At 56.6% G+C, this 17,925-nt stretch carries 18 protein-coding genes and 2 tRNA genes; 8 read left to right on the top strand and 12 right to left on the bottom strand.

Going from position 1 to position 17,925, the window contains the following annotated elements:
* Positions 1-36 precede the first annotated feature (36 nt).
* Positions 37-112 (top strand) — tRNA-Lys (locus SJY21_RS09860).
* A gap of 172 nt (positions 113-284) precedes the next feature.
* Here the strand turns inward: SJY21_RS09860 and SJY21_RS09855 are convergent.
* The 8 genes from SJY21_RS09855 to SJY21_RS09820 all read right to left on the bottom strand — a co-directional run bounded on the left by SJY21_RS09855 (position 285) and on the right by SJY21_RS09820 (position 9,369).
* Positions 285-683, bottom strand: a complete 399-nt coding sequence (locus SJY21_RS09855; RefSeq protein ID WP_377509694.1) for a hypothetical protein — start codon at positions 681-683, stop codon at positions 285-287.
* On the bottom strand, positions 683-3,796 hold the full coding sequence (locus SJY21_RS09850; RefSeq protein ID WP_377509691.1) for a type ISP restriction/modification enzyme: 3,114 nt from the start codon (positions 3,794-3,796) through the stop codon (positions 683-685). The genes SJY21_RS09855 and SJY21_RS09850 overlap by 1 nt, the downstream gene beginning before the upstream one ends.
* A 146-nt stretch (positions 3,797-3,942) precedes the next feature.
* Positions 3,943-5,151 (bottom strand): hypothetical protein, encoded by a 1,209-nt coding sequence (locus tag SJY21_RS09845; RefSeq protein WP_377509688.1) that lies wholly within the window; start codon positions 5,149-5,151, stop codon positions 3,943-3,945.
* A 153-nt stretch (positions 5,152-5,304) separates the two neighbouring features.
* Positions 5,305-5,526, bottom strand: coding sequence for a hypothetical protein (locus SJY21_RS09840; RefSeq protein WP_377509685.1), 222 nt, complete (start codon positions 5,524-5,526; stop codon positions 5,305-5,307).
* A 141-nt stretch (positions 5,527-5,667) separates the two neighbouring features.
* The gene (locus SJY21_RS09835; protein ID WP_377509682.1) at positions 5,668-5,889 is read right to left on the bottom strand and encodes a helix-turn-helix transcriptional regulator; all 222 of its coding nucleotides are present in this window, start codon (positions 5,887-5,889) and stop codon (positions 5,668-5,670) included.
* A 92-nt stretch (positions 5,890-5,981) separates the two neighbouring features.
* Complete coding sequence (locus SJY21_RS09830; RefSeq protein WP_377509679.1) at positions 5,982-6,698, bottom strand: hypothetical protein; 717 nt, start codon at positions 6,696-6,698, stop codon at positions 5,982-5,984.
* A 38-nt stretch (positions 6,699-6,736) separates the two neighbouring features.
* The gene (locus tag SJY21_RS09825) at positions 6,737-7,894 is read right to left on the bottom strand and encodes a tyrosine-type recombinase/integrase (RefSeq protein WP_377509676.1); all 1,158 of its coding nucleotides are present in this window, start codon (positions 7,892-7,894) and stop codon (positions 6,737-6,739) included.
* A gap of 449 nt (positions 7,895-8,343) precedes the next feature.
* Complete coding sequence (locus SJY21_RS09820) at positions 8,344-9,369, bottom strand: LacI family DNA-binding transcriptional regulator (RefSeq protein WP_377509673.1); 1,026 nt, start codon at positions 9,367-9,369, stop codon at positions 8,344-8,346.
* Positions 9,370-9,486: 117 nt separating this feature from the next.
* Between SJY21_RS09820 and SJY21_RS09815 the strand changes: the two genes are divergently transcribed.
* Positions 9,487-9,563: transfer RNA gene (locus tag SJY21_RS09815), tRNA-Arg, on the top strand.
* Positions 9,564-9,662: 99 nt separating this feature from the next.
* A complete protein-coding gene (locus tag SJY21_RS09810) occupies positions 9,663-9,995 on the top strand; it encodes a hypothetical protein (protein WP_377509670.1) in 333 nt (110 codons plus the stop codon).
* A gap of 442 nt (positions 9,996-10,437) precedes the next feature.
* Here SJY21_RS09810 and SJY21_RS09805 read toward each other — a convergent pair whose 3' ends face one another.
* Entirely contained in the window at positions 10,438-11,142 is a 705-nt protein-coding gene (locus tag SJY21_RS09805; RefSeq protein ID WP_377509667.1) for a transcriptional regulator, read from the bottom strand.
* Entirely contained in the window at positions 11,114-11,395 is a 282-nt protein-coding gene (locus SJY21_RS09800; protein WP_377509664.1) for a hypothetical protein, read from the bottom strand. Before SJY21_RS09800 ends, SJY21_RS09805 begins: the two co-directional genes overlap by 29 nt.
* A gap of 167 nt (positions 11,396-11,562) precedes the next feature.
* Here SJY21_RS09800 and SJY21_RS09795 point away from each other — a divergent pair, with 167 nt between their 5' ends.
* The 4 genes from SJY21_RS09795 to galE all read left to right on the top strand — a co-directional run bounded on the left by SJY21_RS09795 (position 11,563) and on the right by galE (position 15,099).
* Positions 11,563-11,970, top strand: a complete 408-nt coding sequence (locus SJY21_RS09795; protein ID WP_377509661.1) for a hypothetical protein — start codon at positions 11,563-11,565, stop codon at positions 11,968-11,970.
* Between the two features lie 118 nt (positions 11,971-12,088).
* A complete protein-coding gene (locus SJY21_RS09790; protein ID WP_377509658.1) occupies positions 12,089-12,724 on the top strand; it encodes a ribonuclease HII in 636 nt (211 codons plus the stop codon).
* An 88-nt stretch (positions 12,725-12,812) separates the two neighbouring features.
* Complete coding sequence (locus SJY21_RS09785; protein WP_377509655.1) at positions 12,813-13,922, top strand: site-specific DNA-methyltransferase; 1,110 nt, start codon at positions 12,813-12,815, stop codon at positions 13,920-13,922.
* A 154-nt stretch (positions 13,923-14,076) separates the two neighbouring features.
* A complete protein-coding gene (galE, locus tag SJY21_RS09780; RefSeq protein WP_377509652.1) occupies positions 14,077-15,099 on the top strand; it encodes a UDP-glucose 4-epimerase GalE in 1,023 nt (340 codons plus the stop codon).
* Here galE and SJY21_RS09775 read toward each other — a convergent pair.
* Together SJY21_RS09775 and mutY are read right to left on the bottom strand one after the other, a co-directional pair.
* Positions 15,096-16,229 (bottom strand): alkane 1-monooxygenase, encoded by a 1,134-nt coding sequence (locus SJY21_RS09775; RefSeq protein ID WP_377509649.1) that lies wholly within the window; start codon positions 16,227-16,229, stop codon positions 15,096-15,098. The two genes, galE and SJY21_RS09775, sit on opposite strands and share 4 nt — an antisense overlap.
* A 50-nt stretch (positions 16,230-16,279) precedes the next feature.
* On the bottom strand, positions 16,280-17,332 hold the full coding sequence (mutY, locus tag SJY21_RS09770) for an A/G-specific adenine glycosylase (protein ID WP_377509647.1): 1,053 nt from the start codon (positions 17,330-17,332) through the stop codon (positions 16,280-16,282).
* A 68-nt stretch (positions 17,333-17,400) separates the two neighbouring features.
* Here mutY and SJY21_RS09765 point away from each other — a divergent pair, with 68 nt between their 5' ends.
* Positions 17,401-17,925 (top strand): DUF721 domain-containing protein, encoded by a 525-nt coding sequence (locus SJY21_RS09765; RefSeq protein WP_377509644.1) that lies wholly within the window; start codon positions 17,401-17,403, stop codon positions 17,923-17,925.

Here is a 17,925-nt window from a genome sequence, read left to right as displayed (position 1 = left end):
ACCCTATGCCCCCGCCTTTCTAATTAGCGCGTCAGTGGGCCGTTAGCTCAGTTGGTAGAGCAACTGACTTTTAATCAGTAGGTCGATGGTTCGAACCCATCACGGCTCACCATTTTACCATACAGATCAACGCGTTACGCGATTCTGCGCCGCAGCGCAAAATGCCCGAAAAAATCCGGAAGCTTATCGGAAGCCGATTTTGGCTGTGTCTTGGGTGAAACAGTCAACTGATAGATTCGGGTGAGAAGTGGAAACTTGTCGGGTTAGCCTGACAAAACCCGATTTCAGGGTGCGCAAAGGCGGGCCAGTTCAAGCGAGGATGCGCCCGCCAAACAGCGTTCGATGTCGCGCAATTCGTCCTCTTGGTTACTAACCATACGGGTGGCCGCACGAATGTCCGCGAGAAGGCCGTTATAGTCATCCACCAGCGTGTTATGGGTTCGCAGCAGGGTCTCATACTCCTGCAAACAATCGGTAACGTTTGATTGGCAGGTGAACCCCGCGTAATCGCATTGGTAACGGTTGAAGCACTGGGCGTCCTGATCAACGCATTTGCCAAGGGATGAACAAATCGTGTCGCCATAGTCTAGACAGGCGGCGCGGGTTCCGATCCTGCACGAAAAGGACTGGGCGCTGGCCAAATGGGGCAGCAACGCACAAAGGACAATGACCGCGATCCGCATCACGCCCCCAAGTCCATTTCAATCGTTTTCATGATCCGGTCGGTCTCTGACAGGATTTTCAGGATGTTCTGGTAGTGCTTTACATCGTCGAATGACAGGGCGCGGCCCTTGCGGTCTTTCAGCCATTTTTGCGCGGGCTGGTAGCCGCCGATGTAGAAATCCCATGACACGGGCGGGGCGGCGTCGAAATACTGGGTCTTGTTGATCCAGACCTTGCCGTCACGCCATTCGGGCTTGTCCACGATATTGTCGCCCGCGCCTTTGAACGGATAGGGGGCGGGGCCGATGGTGGCGGGGTCCATCAGATGCAGCTTGCGCAGGTGGCTGCCCTTGGCACTGACCTCCCAGAACTCTTGCGCGGTTTTGGGCCACGGGATGCGGGGAAAGTCGATCTTCAGGAACTCGGCATAGGTATCGCGGTAGGCGGGGCAATGCAGCACGCCGTAAATGTAATCAAAGGTCTGGATTTCATCCGGTTCCCCGTGGGTGGGGTGGGTGGCCTTGGTTTTGAGTTTCTTCCAAAGTTTCGGGTCAAAGTTGACACGGCGGGTTTGGTCAAGGTCTTGCGGATCGGGGTAGAGGTAGAGGGGGAAGGTATTGGCAGACCCACCAACAATGTGGAAATCAGTTATTGAGTTGGTCGCAAAGACGTTTGTGCGGTTTGCCTCACCGTTTGTCTTGGAGCAGTTTAAGGCGATGTTCCCGTCGTCAGCTTTCATTGAGTTTTGAACACCTTGTTGCGGACTCGAATATAGACCACGAGATTGACCCGAATAAAGCGTCCATCGTTCATCAAAGGGTCTGTAACAGCACTTTGAATACGGGACATGACTGACAGATCGTTCAGCGTCAGCCCTAGCACTTGCAAGGGTCCAATCCCTTGAGTCTGTAGGGACGTCGAACGCTGCGCGAATTTGTTCTTCCGTTCCATCTAGTAGTAGGCGAATGGCTGCGGAAATCCCACCTTTTGAAAAATGGATATTCAGCTTGTCTCTTGCCGAAACGAAGCCACTAGAGAAGACTTCAAAAATTTCAGAGACGGAAAAGCCGTTAGTGTAATGTAGGTATGCCTCCTCTGACATTTCATTGAAAAAGTAGTAAGGTGAGAATGGACGAACCATTTTGCCGCCAAGAGAATTGCTTTGAAGCTCTAAGTATTTGGAATTCCGGCCACCCCATAAGTCAGACCGAATGACTTTCGCCGAGCCGGTCTCGCCGCTTTGCTTCTTCACCGCGACTATGATCGACACACCCTGTTGGATATCAAAGACGTTTTTGTCGGGTTTGCCGTCCGGTGTGACCTCTTTCTTTTTGGCGTTCCCGTGCAAATCCAGCACGTAGATTTTGTCGAAGGTCTGCATCAAATGCCAACGCATCCCCCGAAAGGTCGGGTTGTCCAGATAGCCGTGGTTGGTGATGAACCCCAACACACCTTCGCCATTCTTTTCAATCAGATGCTCTGACATGCGGATAAATTTGACGTAGTCGTCGTTGAGCCAATGTTTACGCTCGCCGAAATGCACACCGTCCACATATTTGTAGTCGTCAATCAGGCTGGTGATCCATTCGCCCTTGTTCAGCGAAATGCCGGAATAAGGCGGATTCCCGATCACGCACATGATCGGCATGTCGCGTTTGATGGTGTTGGCGCCCTTGGCCTCGCGCGATAGCCACTGGGTAAAGGGCAGGGTCTGGTTGGCCGGTTCGCCTTCCTCAAGCGAGTTGGTCAGATAGACCCCAAGGCGGGGCGGGTCGCCCGTGGGCTTGTAGCCCATTTCCGTCAGGATCATGTCGAGCTTCATATGGCACATGGCATAGGACGCCATCAGCAATTCAAACCCGTGCAGGCGCGGGATCAGGTCTTGTTCGATGTATTGCGACCACATGCCGGGCGCGACACCCTGAATTTTCGGCGCGATCTGTTTGATCACCTCGGCCAGAAAGGTGCCGGTGCCCGTGGCGGGATCAAGGATTTGCACGCGGTGCACATCCTTTTTGATGGTGACGGGCTTGCCCTTTTTATCGGTCTGGCCGGTGTCCCAGTCCAGCGTGACCTTGGACGTATCCGCCAGCCCGTCGGGCAGCCCGAATTCGCTTTGCAGCACATCATCCACCGCCCGCACGATGAAATTCACCACCGGTTCGGGCGTATACCAGACCCCGCGCGCCTTGCGCTTGGCGGGGTTATAGGCGGCCAGAAAGGTTTCATAAAAATGCAGGAACGGGTCGTTCTGCCCCGTCAACTTGCCGAACCCCTGCATGATCTTGCCCACATCGGCGGCGCGGAACACGCGCGCCAGATCGTCAATGATCCAGGCGATGCGATCATCCAGATCATAACCCGCCACATAGCTGAACAGGGACCGCAGGAACGGGTTCGATTTGGGCAGCAGTTCAAGCGCCTCTTGGCGGCTGAACGTGTCTAGCGTGGTGTCGTGCAGACGCGCGGCGAACATGCCATAGGCGATGGTTTCGGCATAGATATCGGCGAAATCCTCGGCGGTGATGTCGTGGATCAGGTTTTCCTTGAACGCCTGATACTGGGCGGTCAGTTCGGATTGCACATTGGCATCCTCGCGCAGGGTCTTGCCCAGCACATCCTTGATCAGGTTCGCCTTGCCTGCCATCCGTTCAGCCAGATCGCGCGGGGATGTGATGGATTGGGGGCGCTGCGCGAAAAAGTCGGCCAGCAGGTGTTCAAGGCTGGCGTATTGGTCGGGCCGTGGCTGAATGCCCATCAGCATGTCGGCAATCGTGACGGACGCGATCAGATCGCCATCGCGGTAGAAATCCCAATCCAGACAGTTGGTATAGATCAGGTTCGGCAGGCCCGCCTTGTAGCGCGCCTGCTGGTCGCGGTTGGCGTCTTTCATGGCGCGGATGCCGATATGCAAATCCTTGGCCTCGGCATGGCCGATCACGATATCGCCTTTCTTGAACGAAAAGTCAGGCGCGCCGACCTTGGTCAGGCGTTGGGGTTCGTTCTGGGCCGTGATCGCGGGATCAATCGCTTCAAACAGGGATTTGAGGGCAGGGCGGTAGGAATGTTCGGTCGCATCGTTACTGGCATGGGTGTGCTGAACGGCGGTGATAAAATCGGCAATGATCGACATGGCTACCCCTGTTTTGCCACACCCTAATGATACACGCTACGAGGGAAAAGCCCGATTGTTCTGGGGGTTGTCTGTATAGCCGACACACCAATACGCCCTACGTAACGTAGGACGCATTGGGCTGTCAGTTTCCTATATATATAACGTTACATAGGGTCGGTCGGCTTTTGAATGAACACGTAACGTTCCTTGGCCTCGCGCAGCTGACGTTCGGTTTTGGCAGGGTCTGCCTTGATCGCGTCTGTCATCTGTTGCGCCGTGGTCGCAAACATATCGGGCAGGTCCGTGGCGGGTTTCCCGTGTAGCGCGGCCAAGGTGATGCTGTTGCCCAAGATGTTGCGAAACACCGTGCCGATATGTTGTTCGCGGTGGACCTCTTTCATGGGGTTTGGATCAGCCCCGCTGCGCATCTCGACAAGGTCGTCGTTGATTTCTGCGCAGGCGGTTTCCCATAATGCATGAATTGGCCAACGTGACCGATTTGTGTCGCGCGGGTCCGGATCGCAATAGCGCACGACTTGGCCGGTTTCGCGGCAAAGGTCGCCAAATCGGTCAAAGAACTGCCCCCACGTGCGGATGCCCCAACGATCCTTTAGCAAAGATTTGCCTGCCCGAAACTCGATCCGCCAAATTTGGTTGTCTTTGGCCTTGGCCGGATCGGGCGTCAGCGGGCCAAATTTGGCCTCTTTATATAATATAGAGGGCGCGGGGGTGCCGTGCGGTCCTTTAGATAACGTATCGTTCCAGATCATCCACCAATGGGCCTTGCCGCGCGCGATCACTTCGGCCCGCTTGTTATAGATAATGACTTGCCGGTTCTTGATGCTGCCAACCGTGACGGATGTGACCTGACCGGATTTGCCGTTCACCCGCAAACCTGTGTCGGCCTCAATATGATCGCTGCGCTTGGCGGCGCTGTGCATCACCATTTGGTCAGGGTGCAGGGTGAAGCCGTTGGCAAGGATATCCACACAGAAATCCGCGCGCGATATGCTGACATCCTCGCGGCCAAAGCTGACGCCAAACCGGCCCAAGACTTGTTCGCAATGCGCCTTGGCTGCACCTAGGCCATGCATCGCCAAAAAGAACGACCCGAAAGAAATCCGGATGCCCCAACCGTCACGGGCGTTGGGTTTCTTGATCGCCCAGCTTGCCCCGTCCGGCCCGCCGTCCAGCAAAAAACGGTATCCTTTGCCGCCATAAGGCTTGAGGTGAAACTGTAAGCCTTCGTATTCCACCAGCACCTCTCGTTGTTCATCCTCGGCGCGGGTCTTTTCACGCTCAAGGTAGTCGAACAGTTCTGTGCCTATATGGGCCTGAATAGACAGCGCCAAGGTATCAAAGCCTCGGTGCAAGACCGTATAGCGCCTTGGATCATCTGTATTTCCAGAGGGGGGTGCTCTGTGACCCCCCTTTGCCCGCCACCGGTGTGCGTGGCGCGGGCCTGCATTCCGCCTTCGGCGGGGTAGCTTTTGTTTTGGGGCCGCATCGGGGTGTGTGATTTGGTGCTAGTTGTTTGCATTGGTCTGTCTCGCAATCCAGATTTCGGCGCGGTCAGCGCATTTTGAAAGGTTCAGAAGGTCGGAATGGGAATAGCTCGTGCCGTTCTGCCATTCGCCTTCGGCGTTCTTGAAAGACCTTGAAAAATCAACGGAATAGAAGTTGTCGTTTTTCCAAATAGTCGCGGTGATCAGGCCCAATCTGATCTTGTGGGCGGGTTGTGTTGTCATAAGGATTTCCTTTCGTGATACGGTTATCGGTAGGCAAAGAAAGGGCGCGCGTTCGCGTTTGAACACGCGCCCCGTTTGAAGGCCGTCCGGCCCCAAAATCCCTTGACGTGCTACCAACCCGCCAAGGGCAAAACTGGTGTGTTAGTGGTGTTGCGCGGTGTTGCTGACCGTGCGGGCCGCGATCCACTTTTCCAGATCGTCGCGGCGATACCGGACGGAACGGGATGAAACCTTCACAAAGTCAGGCCCGCCGCCCCGATGCCGCCAATTCTGCAAAGCGCGCACGGAATAACAGAGAATGGACGCGGCCTCGCGTTCATCGACAAGGGTAGAAGTGATTTGTGTCGTGTGTTCGGTATTCATGTGATGCTCCTCTGACCGTATGTCAGATATATCGAGCGTTATCCTCATTCTCTCAAAGGACAGTTGAAATCACGTTTTGGAATTGAGTGTCCTTACCGGACCATTTTGCCTAATGCCCGCACGATGCGTTTACCTAGAGCTACTTGGCTATGGTAACTACGCGGGGCGAAATGATCCAAGATAAATTCAATGAAATCATAATACTGACCGGAATAATTGTCAGTTCGTGGATCGTAATAGCAGCACTGATATGCTTTTCGATCTGTCCTTTTCTCAAAATCCATCGTCAAGTCTTGGATGAGATGATCAAGAGGCGTGTTGATAGTTCTTTTTGGGTCATCCGCTTGCACTTTTCGCAAATCCATCACGGCATCTAGTGCGTGTGAAATTTGCGCGAGCTTGTTCATGGCCGTTTTCGTAGAGTTCTCGTTCTTGTCCCAATAATCCTGCTGCTGTTCGAAGTAGAAGCGTTGATTGAACGGATCGCGATACATAACTGCATTGTCGATGTCAGTTCGGGCTTGGTCATTGAGTGCATCGAACGCTGCTATGCTGCGATCAACAGACTTCTTGAGCCGGTCTAATTCTTTTGCTTGTGGGGCGGGCAATGGTTCAAGCGCGTTTTTTGCCGCTGCCTGAAACCTCCACAGCACCTTGCCTAGCTCTCCACTAATCTCACCGTGGCTGCCGATCAGGCCAAATCGGTCCCGCATTTCATCGACGAAGGCCGGTGTGATTTTGTCAGCAATTTCCCAGATAGTCTCTGTTGGATAGTCCGGTTCATTTAGGCGGGCGAGGGGTTCTTGCATCAAAAGTGAGCGCCTTGGTCATGGGGTTGCGTCCGCCACTACGCCATACTTCCCAAACTGGCCGCAAGTCGATTGGCGATTTGTCCGGCGGCTTTTTGCACCGCGTCATCTGACAGGTGCACATAGCGCAGGGTGGTGGTCAGGTTTTTGTGGCCCAGAATTTCCTTGAGGGTGAACGGGTCGATCCCGTTCATGACCGCGACGGATGCATATGTATGGCGCAGGTCGTGCAGGCGCACGTCCTCAAGTCCCGCACGTTCGCGCACCCTGCGCCACGGCTTTTGCAGGTCGTTATAGTAGCCCTCACCACGTTCGCCCAGAATGACAAACGGATTGCCCTCGCGCCGTTCAAGGGTTTCGATCATGGCACGCGCTTCACGGGGCAGGGGGATGCGCCTGCGCCCTGTCTTGCTATCCGGCAATTCCAGGTGCGTGGGTGTCACATAGTCCCAACGCAGTTTTTGGATTTCGCCAAGCCGACAGCCGGTCAGGATCAAGAGGTAGAAAGCGGCAAACGCATAGCGCGATATTTCGCCGGATTTCAGCGCGTCCACCAAAACGCCGCCAAGTCGTTCCTGTTCGTCGTCGTTCAGGTAGCGTTTCTTTTCAACTTCGGGGTAGCGTTTGATCCGGCGGGCGGGGTTCGTGTTCATGGGGCGCAGCCCCCAATCCTCGGCAAGGTTCAGCATCTTGGACAAAACCATAACGCCGCGATTTGCCTGATACGGGGTTTCGCGCCGTTTGAGGTGAAAATTTTGGATATCGCCAAAGGTGATTTCCGACACCTTGATCCCGCCCAAGACGGGGTTCACCACACCGCGCAACAGGTTGCGGTAGTCGTAAAGGGTCGTCGGCTTGCAATGTAGTTCAACGTGTTCTTTCAGGAACCGCTTGCCTAGTTCCTTGATCGTCGGGCTGCGCAGACGTGCCTTGCGTTCGGCTGACGGGTCAGCGCCACGTGCCACATCAGCCTGCACCAGTTTGGCCTGTTTGCGGGCTTCGTCAGACGTTACAACGGTGTGTTTCCCAAGGGTGCGGCGGCGGGTGCGCCCGTGCAGTTTGTATTGCACTACATAAACTTTGCGTCCGCTTGGGTAACAGCGCAGCCCGAAACCGCCCAGATCGTCATCCCAAAGGATGATTTCCCCGTCCTTGGGTGTTATGCTTTCCACGTATCGCGTTGTCAGTTTTGCCATCGTTCCCCACCAAATCCGGAAGCCTACCGGAAGCCTTGTGCAGCGTTTCGTGGGTTAGGTGATGCAAGGTCAGCGTGTGAAACGTCAAGAATAAACGTTTTTTTCCATGCATTTATGTCGCTTTAGCGCAGCGCAGCGAAAATGGGCGAAATGCACTTTTGGCCGCTTTTAATCAGTAGGTCGATGGTTCGAACCCATCACGGCTCACCATTTTATTCAATTGGATATGTGCTCTGATGTGCGTTGTCAGCACAGGATCGCTAGTGCGCAGCCGAAGGCGCTTGGATTGCGGCATTGAAAAACTTGCGCTTGAAGGGGCCGGTCGAGCCAGTCCGCGCGCCTGTTACCACACGAATTCCGACAAGATGACCACGCGGCAGTTATTCATGACCAGCGGCGTATGCCATGGCGGTTTCAGGACATGCATGAAAACGATAGGCGCAGAACCGTCAACTGCGGCGCAGGGTGTCGCCCAGACTGACAGTTGGGCTTAACTCGATCCGCTCGCCTTCGGGCTCGGATGGGTCGGCATTGCGGCGCGCGATAATCTCGGCGGCTTTCTGGCCGATGTCGCGGCGACAGGCATCCATCGTCGCAAGCTGGCGCGGAAGACCATCAAGCAATTCAACGCCGTTAAAACCGGCAAGGCCAATCTGGTTCGGGATATCGACACCCTTTTCAAGCAGATAAAGCAAGCCGCCGGCGCCGATCATGTCGTTGGAATAATACAAGAAATCAATTTCGGGCGTGCGTTCCAGCATGGCCTGGGTCATTTCGCGACCTTTCGCCAGGGCCGATCCACCGGAATAAAACTCCTGATCCGCAATCTCGATTCCCGACTTGGCGAGGGTCTGTGTAAATCCTTCGAACCGTTTTCGAGCTCGGTGATCAAGCGGCATTTTCGTTCCCAGAAAACCGATCCTCTTGTATCCAGCCTTCAGGATTTCTTCGGCAATGATCCGGCCGGCACGGCGATGGGAGATTCCCACGTTTGCATCAATCGCCTCGCCGTCCACATCCATGATTTCCACCACGGGAATATCAGCCTGTGTCAACATCGCGCGCGAGGCTTCGGTGTGTTCCAACCCGGCAATGATCACCCCCGACGGGCGCCAAGACAGCATCTCGAACAGGACCTTTTCTTCTTTTTCAGGCATGTAGTTGGTGACGCCGACAACCGGCTGAAGGTCAGTGCCGTCCAGCGTTTCGGAAATGCCCGACAGCACTTCGGGAAAAACCATGTTGCCAAGGCTGGGAATGATCACCGCGACAAGGTTCACCCGCTGGCTGGCCAATGCGCCCGCGATCTTGTTGGGCACATAGCCAAGGCGTTTGGCGGCGTCCTGCACCTTGATGCGGGTTGCTTCGCTGACGTCGCCTTTGTTGCGCAACACGCGGCTGACGGTCATTTCGCTTACGCCGGATGCTTCGGAAACATCCCGCAAGGTAAGTGGTCTTTTGGTCCGTGTGGTCACGCTGTCGCCGCCCTGAAAATTCTTCCCTAACCCTTGTTACTCTGGCAGGCGCGCCTTGTCCAAGCCCGATGCGTAACGTTGACCTTGGAACCAAACACGGGCATTCACATACCCCGTGGTCCCGTGGCTCAACTGGATAGAGCAGCCCCCTCCTAAGGGGCAGGTTGCAGGTTCGAATCCTGCCGGGGTCGCCACAACTGAAGGTTGTGAAATCTCTGTTAGTTTTGATTCAACTACCGTTGTATGCGCTGTAGAGGTATGACTGCGACGGATGGATTAAATGGTAGTGTGTCATGCATCAGGGAAATATCGACCTGATGATCGAGTATTCGGTCGCGGTTCTTGCCAAGGGTGAGGAAGAAAGCATTCGTGCACTCGTGCGCAACCTTGCGCGCAAGTGGCCGCGTGAAAAGGCGCTGACCATTTGTTTTGCGATTACTTCTGCCGCGTCTCAGTTCGAGGATCTTGTAAAAGGTCGGGCTGCGCCGGCTGCTTTGGCCTACAAGTTGTCGGCGCTTGTTGCGGCTGATATTCTTGCGATTGAAGCGCTGGGCCGCCATCCGGCGACGGGTCAGGACTTGTTGCATTTCTGGCGTCGGGTTGATCCGTATTTCTTTGAGATCTAGCGCGCGCGTCGTTGTCGATGATGTCGCGCAGCTTTGGCTTGGGAGTGGCCGCGTTTTGAATTCCCGCGCCTGTTGCGCCAGGAAAGCGCAGGTTGGCGAAGAACGGCTTGATTGCGGTGCTGAAACCCGTCACGCCGGGAGCTGTAATCACGCCCCTTGCCACGAGTTTTGCGTGAACCGCGGTGGCGGTTTCAACCGGCACTTTCAGGCTTTTTGCCAACATCGCGGGCGAACATGCGTTATGAACTTGGGCAAAGAGAGACCCAAACGCCAACTGCGATGTCGTGACAGCAGGTGTAGTCATAGCGCCGGAAGCAAGCGGGAGAGGCACGAGCGGGGCAAGGCCCACTGCGCCAAAACCCTGAAGGAATGCGCGTCTTTTCATGGAAGACAGGTGGGAATGGCAGCACAGTGTTTCACGGGGAAAAACCGGGGCCACGCGTCAGACCATGCGAATGACATCCTTGTCGATGGCCAGCATGTAGCCGCGCCGCGCAATGTTTTTGACCAGAAGTTCGCTGATCATCTGGTTGCCCAGCGTATCGCGCAGGCGCTTGATCCGTGTGGCGCCAGCGGCCTCGTCGCAATCGGCAGCGTTGCGCCCTGATATGACGCCTTCTATTTCGGCGCCTGACAGCACTTCGTCATCCATGCGTGCCTCGGCCAGCACGGAAAGGGTTTCGATGGCGGCCTCGGTAAGTTTGAATTCAAAGTTGTTGAGGTAAACGGTGTTCTGGTCGCGGCTGATCAAAAGCGAGTTCACCTCGATCCCTTGCCGTTCGATCTGGCCCATGCGGCGGTTCAGGGCGACAAGCATCACAAGGAACGCAACAGCAGCGATCAACATAGCGGTAGCAAAAATCAGCAGCACGAAAATGACGAAACGGTAGCTGGACAAAGTGTCGCTGAATGCCGTGCCCGACTGGGCGAGGATCTCGAGCAGCTTGATTTCCGCGTTACCGGTCAGCGTGTCGTTTTCGACAAACAGTTGTTCGACGCGCGCATTGAAAGCGTTCGCGTCAGGCAGGTTGATGAATAGCAGAACAGCGGCTGCGAGGAGGATAAGAACAATCGCGGCGATACCTGCGGCAACCACGCGGTTGCCTGTCTGGCGTGCCTCAATAGCGGAGGTAGTATTGTCCTGCACTCTCTCTCCTCTCGTCCAGACCGTCGTCGTCAAAGACGCCCAGCACGTTCAGCAACTGCCAGCCGTCAGCCCCCAGCGCGTCTTCAAGCTGGGCGGCTGCGTTTTCGACATTACAGTCCCCGTCGATTTCTACCACCCCGTAGTGGAGGCGCAAAGGATCGTCCTGTTTGGCCTTGTAATCGGCATAGCAGGCGGCCTGTGCGGCACCTGCCATCAGCCCAAGGGCGAGTATGGATGAGGTAAGGTGTTTCATGGGGGCAAGATGCGCCAGAAACCCCGTGATATTCAATAACCGATCTGCCGCGCGGGCCTGTCAGGCGATAGCAATGCAGCGTTATTGTTTGGCAGGCCGTATTGCCGCCAATCTCCTTTCATCGCGTCAGGCTTGCTGCCATCGGCGCCTAACCGAAAGGAAACGCTATGTTTAAGACTTTGATCGCAGGTGCGCTTGCCCTGACCCTTGGTATGACCAGCCTTGCTCCGACTCCGGCGCAGGCCGACATGTCCAATGAGGAAGCATGGGGCGCGCTATTGGGCTTGCTGGTGCTTGGTGCCGTCATTCATGAAAGCCGCAAGGACAACGCAGCGCCGGTGGTGAACCCGCGCCCGAACCGCAACGTGATTCCCACCCAGTGCTTGCGCCGGATCGAAACGCGCCGTGGTGAAACCGTTCGGATGTTTGGTCGCCGTTGCATGCAGAACAACTTTCGCGGGTTCAACCGCCTGCCCGAGCGCTGCGAAGTAAGCGTGCGCACCGACAATGGTCGCCGCAACGGGTTCCGTCCACGTTGTCTGCGCAATGCCGGGTTTACCTGGAACCGCCACTAGTACCGTCGAGCAGCGCGCGCTTTCCACCAGAGGGCGCGCGACAGGGGGGCAGGGGCAGGCGCTTGGACATGGTCGCCTGCCCCTGTTCTTTTGCGTGGTGATGGTGTTGATTGCGGGCATGGCCCGACAGACCCCGGATTTCAGTTTTGAACAGGCCGCGTTCAAGCGCGGCCTTGGGCGTGTGGCCGGTGTGGACGAGGTTGGGCGCGGTCCTTTGGCGGGGCCGGTGACGGCGGCCGCAGTGATACTGAATCCGGCGCGCATTCCCGATGGATTGAATGACAGCAAGGCGCTGACGGCACGCCGCCGCGATTTGCTTTATGATCAGATCATGAAGGTGGCGCAGGTCAGCATCGCCCATGCAAGCGTGGCCGAGATTGATGACCTGAACATTCTGCGTGCCAGCCATCTGGCGATGATGCGCGCCATCGCCGGATTGGGTGCTGTCGACCATCTGTTGATTGACGGCAATTTGCTGCCGCGTGATTTGACAGCATCGGCCGAGGCGATTGTGAAGGGCGATGCACGATCTGTGTCGATTTCAGCGGCCTCAATTATGGCAAAAGTTTGCCGTGATCGTCTGATGGTGGATTTGGCGCAACAGCATCCAGGCTATGGCTGGGAGACAAACGCCGGATACGGATCGAAAAGCCACATGGCAGCGCTTCAAAATCTTGGTGTGACCCCTCACCATAGACGTTCGTTTAAGCCGGTCCACAATATCTTGTATCAAGAAAAAATGGTAAGTGATTGATTCAATAAAGTTTTTGACACCGAATCGTCTCTGACTCACATTGGGAGCAACCAACGAGCGGATTAACCGCCGGGGACAGAGGCAAAAAATGACGACGAAAACCAAGGCTACGGGTGCGCAAGCGCTCCCACTGAATACGATTGTCGATGGGGATTGCATCGACGTGATGAACAGCCTGCCCGAAGGCAGCGTTGACCTGATTTTCGCGGACCCGCCCTACAACCTTCAACTGCGCGGTGATCTGCATCGCCCCGACAATTCCAAGGTTGACGCGGTTGACGATCACTGGGACCAGTTCGACAGCTTCGCGGTTTATGACAAGTTTACCAAGGATTGGCTGGCCGCCGCGCGCCGCCTGCTGAAACCCAATGGTGCGATCTGGGTGATTGGCAGCTACCACAACGTTTTTCGCATGGGCGCTGAACTGCAAAATCAGGGCTTCTGGATTTTGAATGACGTGGTTTGGCGCAAGTCGAACCCGATGCCGAATTTCCGTGGCAAACGGTTTACCAACGCCCATGAAACGATGATCTGGGCGTCGAAATCCGAAGGTGCGAAATACACCTTTAACTACGAAGCCCTGAAGGCCCTGAACGAAGGAATTCAAATGCGCAGCGACTGGGTGCTGCCGATCTGCACAGGCCACGAACGCATCAAGAATGACGAGGGCGACAAGGCCCATCCAACGCAAAAACCCGAAAGCCTGTTGCACCGCGTTTTGCTTGGCAGCACCAATCCCGGTGATGTGGTCCTTGATCCATTCTTTGGCACAGGCACAACGGGTGCGGTCGCCAAGATGCTGGGCCGTGACTTCATCGGGATCGAGCGCGAGGCCGAGTATCGTGCCGTTGCCGAGAAACGTATCAGCAAGATCCGCAAGTTCGACAAAGAAGCGCTTGAGGTCTCCACGTCCAAACGCGCCGAACCACGCGTGGCGTTCGGTGTGTTGGTTGAACGCGGGATGCTGCGCCCGGGCGAGGAGCTGTGGAGCATGAATGGCCGCCACAAGGCCAAGGTCCGCGCTGACGGCACCTTGATCGGGGCAGATATCAAGGGGTCAATCCATCAGGTCGGGGCCGCCTGTGAAGGCGCGCCAAGCTGTAACGGCTGGACCTATTGGCAGTTCAAGCGCGAAGGCAAGAAAGTCCCGATTGATCTGCTGCGCCAGCAAATCCGCTCGGAAATGCGCGCAAACTGACGAAACAGAATTACCGCCGGTGCCTGTGGCCATATCTACGGCACTAACTTACACCCCGCCAGCTTTCCAAAGCATGGCGGGGCTTTTTCTTTTGTTTTACTTGTCCCGTGGGCCGTCCCGCCTTAGGGATTTGGTTAACGAGTATGAGGCAAGAATGACCAAGACAGTCCTTTTGACGGGTGGCGCAGGCTATATCGGGTCACATACCTATCTGGGATTGGTCGCTTCCGGTTACGATGTTGTCATCCTCGATAATTTTTCCAACGCTCAGGAAGACGTGCCGCTGCGCCTTGCGCGCATTACCGGATCGCCGGTGAAACTGCATCGTGGTGATGTGCTTGATCCGGTATTCCTGACGGGTGTGTTTGCCGCCCATGACTTTGATGCCGTGATCCATTTTGCCGCGAAAAAGGCCGTGGGGGAATCCGTGGCCAAGCCGCTGGATTACATCCAGACCAATGTCGGCGGCTTTGTGAACCTGTTGCAGGCGATGGATGCGGCCGATGTGCGCCGGATCGTGTTTTCCTCAAGTGCGACGGTTTACGGCGACACGCTTGTGCAACCCATCCCCGAAGATCATCCGCGCACCTACACCAGCCCCTATGCCTATACCAAGATTTCGGGCGAATTGATCCTGGAACAACTGGTCGCGGCTGATCCGCGCTGGGCGGTCGGCACGCTGCGGTATTTCAACCCTGTCGGGGCGCACTATTCAGCGTTGATCGGTGAAGACCCGCAGGACATTCCCAACAATCTGGTACCCTATATCGCCAAGGTCGCGATTGGTGAATTGCCCCGCTTGCAGGTCTTTGGCGATGATTATGACACGCCTGATGGCACGGGCCTGCGCGACTATATTCACGTTGAAGACTTGGCAGACGGGCATGTGCTGTCTGTCAACGCCCTGCTTGAGACCGGTCAGTCACATACGGTGAACCTTGGCACCGGTGAAGGGTCGACGGTGCTTGAGGTCTTGCGCGCCTATTCCGATGCCTGCGGCAAGGAATTACCGTTCGAGATCGTGCCGCGCCGTGACGGGGATGTGGCCGTGCTGACAGCACGCCCTGATCTTGCGCGTCAGGTGCTGGGGTTCAACGCCAAGCGCACGCTGGACGATATGTGCCAGTCAAGCTGGGCGTGGGTCAGCGGGCAGTTGCGCAATGACCCCAAACCCTAGCGGGGCATCGGCGTGGTGCCGTTCTTATAGGGCTGCCAGTCGGTGATTTCGGGATAATACATCGCCCGCCACTTGCGCACACGCGGGTTCATCACACGCCGCCAGATCGGCGGCACCATCGCCGCCATCGTCATGATCGGATAGCCATAGGGCAGTTGCGGGGCGTCAGCCTCGCCATAGGTTTGCAGCAGCGGAAAGCGCCGGTCGGGCTTGTAGTGGTGATCGGAATGGCGCTGCAAGTTGATCAGCAGCCAGTTCGACGCAAGCTGCGATGCGTTCCACGAATGGCGCGGCAGGACATGTTCGTATTTGCCATCCCCGAGGTGTTTGCGCGTCAGCCCGTAGTGTTCGACATAGTTGGTGAGTTCCAGCTGCCAGATCGCCACAAAGGCCTGAATCAGGAACAGCCCAAGACCGGCCCAGCCACCGATGATCACGGCGAGGGCAATGAACATGATCTGCAAGCCCCAGTACTTCCAGAACGGGTTTGTGCGGTCATGCCAAGGCAGGTTTTTGCGCGCCAACATCGCCTTTTCGGCGCGGAATGCCGACAGGGGTTGTTCGCGCAGCACACGGAAAAAGAAGCGGTGGAACCCTTCGTTGTATCGCGCGGTCACGGGGTCGCGTGGCGTGCCCACATAGCGGTGATGCACCAGCAAGTGTTCGCTGCGAAAATGGGAATAGAGCACCATGGCGAGCAGTAGATCGCCCAGATTGCGTTCCAGTTTCGGTTTCTGATGGCAAAGCTCGTGGGCATAGACGATCCCGACCGCACCGGAAATCACGCCGATGCCAAAGAATAGTATGATCTGTTCCACCACCGAAAGGTGGCCAGTCTGCGTCACATACCAAAGGATGCCGAACACCGTCACAAACTGGATCGGGAACCAGATCAGCGTGACCAGCTTATACCAGAACAACTCGTCTTCGGTTGTGTCGAGGTCGGCGTTTTCTTCGTAAAGGCCCGCGATTCCGTCGATGATCGAAAACAGATACCACGTGGAAATCGGCAGCAGAATCACCGTCCAACCGCCATAGATCGCCCCGATCCATGCCAGCGGGACCAGCGCAAGAGAAAGCCAGAACGGCAGCGCGCGCGAGAGTTTAGCCATATTGTCGTGCGGGATCATGGAATGCTCCGGTTAGTTCGTGCGCAGGTTATCGCGCGCGCGCGTCGCACTCAATCGTGGCGTAGCGTCGCGTGCGCAAGGTCGAATACTTTACGCATGACGGTTGGCAGGTCGCTGGGGCGAAAATCGGGCGCTGCGATGAAATCACCACGGTTTGGGGTCGTATCTCCTACATTCGCAGTCATGATCTGCAAGCGTAGATGGAAATGCGTGAATGTGTGGCGTGCTTCGACGCCAAGGTCTTGCCAGTTTGCATCGAGGGGCGGCGCGGGATCTGGCGCATCATTCCAGTCGGACATAGGCCAACCAAGCATCCCGCCCAGCAGGCCTTTGTCGGGGCGTGTTTCCAGCAACCATGCGCCATCGGTCCGCCGTGCGACATAGGCGATGCCAAAGCGCGTCGGTGTCTTTTTCTTGGGGGTCTTTTTGGGCAGTTCGGCCACCGTGCCCGCGATCCGCGACTTGCAGGGATCACGCCACGGGCAATTGCCGCAAGCGGGTGATTTCGGGGTGCAGATCGTCGCGCCAAGGTCCATCACCGCTTGGGCATAATCGCCTGCGCGCTGGGCAGGTGTAAGGGCGGTTGCCAGCACCGTCAGTTCGCCCTTGGCCGCAGGCAAAGGCGAGTGGACATCATGCAGGCGCGCCATGACCCGTTCGACGTTGCCGTCCACGACCGTCGCCTGTTCGTCAAAGGCAATCGCGGCGATTGCGGCGGCGGTATAGGGGCCAATGCCGGGCAAAGCGATCAGCCCGTCACGCGTATCGGGAAAGACGCCATCATAATCCGTGACAATTGCACGGGCACATTTCAAAAGGTTGCGCGCGCGGGCGTAATACCCAAGGCCCGCCCATTCCCCCATGACATCCGCATCGGCGGCACTGGCCAGATCCTGCACGGTCGGCCAGCGCGCGGTGAACCGGTGGAAATAGTCGCGCACAGCAGCCACGGTGGTTTGCTGCAACATCACCTCGGACAGCCAGATACGATAGGGATCGGGGCGCTGGCCCGCCTTGCGATCCGCAGGGGCGACGCGCCACGGCATCACGCGGGCATGGGTGTCATACCAGTCAAGCAGGTCCGCGCTTGGGTCGTCACGCAATGTTTATGTCCTTTGATGCAGGGTTTCGCTGGTATGGGCGCGCTGGTGCTTTAGAATAGAACGTTAGAATGGCACAACAACGCAAACATACCACCACACGCGGTTTTTCCCGCGCAGCGTCCCTGATGCAGAAGCGGATTCGCGGTGCGAGCGAGGCGCGCGGCTTTGCCGTGACCCGGCTTTTGACCCATTGGGCCGAAATTGTCGGCGAAGAAACCGCCCGCATCGCCCATCCGGTCAAGGTTGGTTACGGGCAAGGCGGATTGGGTGCAACGCTGTCGATCTTAACGACTGGTGCGCAGGCACCGATGTTGGAAATGCAAAAGGACCAGATTCGCGACAAGGTGAATGCGGTTTACGGCTATCGTGCCATTTCGCGCGTGCGGATCACCCAGACCGCGCCAACCGGCTTTGCCGAAGGGCGCGTTGCCTTTGATCACAAGCCCAAGGCAAAGGCCGCACCAGACCCTGATGCGCTGGCCAAGGCCGAAGTGCTGTCATCGGATGTGGCAAGTGACGACTTGCGGGTTGCACTTCGCACGCTTGCGGCCAATGTTCTGACCAAACGAAAACGCCAGGAAAAGGCAGACTGA

It is taken from the genome of Octadecabacter sp. R77987, assembly GCF_042466115.1.
In the GTDB taxonomy this organism is placed as follows: Bacteria; Pseudomonadota; Alphaproteobacteria; order Rhodobacterales; family Rhodobacteraceae; genus SW4.
Note: the sequence above shows the minus strand (reverse complement) of the source record. Positions and strands in the feature narration are given on the sequence as shown.

What these genes read in the sequence shown, in the direction of transcription:
- SJY21_RS09855 (WP_377509694.1), bottom strand. Translation starts at nt 683, where the DNA reads ATGCGGATCGCGGTCATTGTCCTTTGTGCGTTGCTGCCCCATTTGGCC.
- SJY21_RS09850 (WP_377509691.1), bottom strand. Translation starts at nt 3,796, where the DNA reads ATGTCGATCATTGCCGATTTTATCACCGCCGTTCAGCACACCCATGCC.
- SJY21_RS09840 (WP_377509685.1), bottom strand. Translation starts at nt 5,526, where the DNA reads ATGACAACACAACCCGCCCACAAGATCAGATTGGGCCTGATCACCGCG.
- SJY21_RS09835 (WP_377509682.1), bottom strand. Translation starts at nt 5,889, where the DNA reads ATGAATACCGAACACACGACACAAATCACTTCTACCCTTGTCGATGAA.
- SJY21_RS09830 (WP_377509679.1), bottom strand. Translation starts at nt 6,698, where the DNA reads ATGCAAGAACCCCTCGCCCGCCTAAATGAACCGGACTATCCAACAGAG.
- SJY21_RS09825 (WP_377509676.1), bottom strand. Translation starts at nt 7,894, where the DNA reads ATGGCAAAACTGACAACGCGATACGTGGAAAGCATAACACCCAAGGAC.
- SJY21_RS09810 (WP_377509670.1), top strand. Translation starts at nt 9,663, where the DNA reads ATGCATCAGGGAAATATCGACCTGATGATCGAGTATTCGGTCGCGGTT.
- SJY21_RS09800 (WP_377509664.1), bottom strand. Translation starts at nt 11,395, where the DNA reads ATGAAACACCTTACCTCATCCATACTCGCCCTTGGGCTGATGGCAGGT.
- SJY21_RS09795 (WP_377509661.1), top strand. Translation starts at nt 11,563, where the DNA reads ATGTTTAAGACTTTGATCGCAGGTGCGCTTGCCCTGACCCTTGGTATG.
- SJY21_RS09790 (WP_377509658.1), top strand. Translation starts at nt 12,089, where the DNA reads ATGGCCCGACAGACCCCGGATTTCAGTTTTGAACAGGCCGCGTTCAAG.
- SJY21_RS09785 (WP_377509655.1), top strand. Translation starts at nt 12,813, where the DNA reads ATGACGACGAAAACCAAGGCTACGGGTGCGCAAGCGCTCCCACTGAAT.
- galE (WP_377509652.1), top strand. Translation starts at nt 14,077, where the DNA reads ATGACCAAGACAGTCCTTTTGACGGGTGGCGCAGGCTATATCGGGTCA.
- SJY21_RS09775 (WP_377509649.1), bottom strand. Translation starts at nt 16,229, where the DNA reads ATGATCCCGCACGACAATATGGCTAAACTCTCGCGCGCGCTGCCGTTC.
- SJY21_RS09765 (WP_377509644.1), top strand. Translation starts at nt 17,401, where the DNA reads ATGGCACAACAACGCAAACATACCACCACACGCGGTTTTTCCCGCGCA.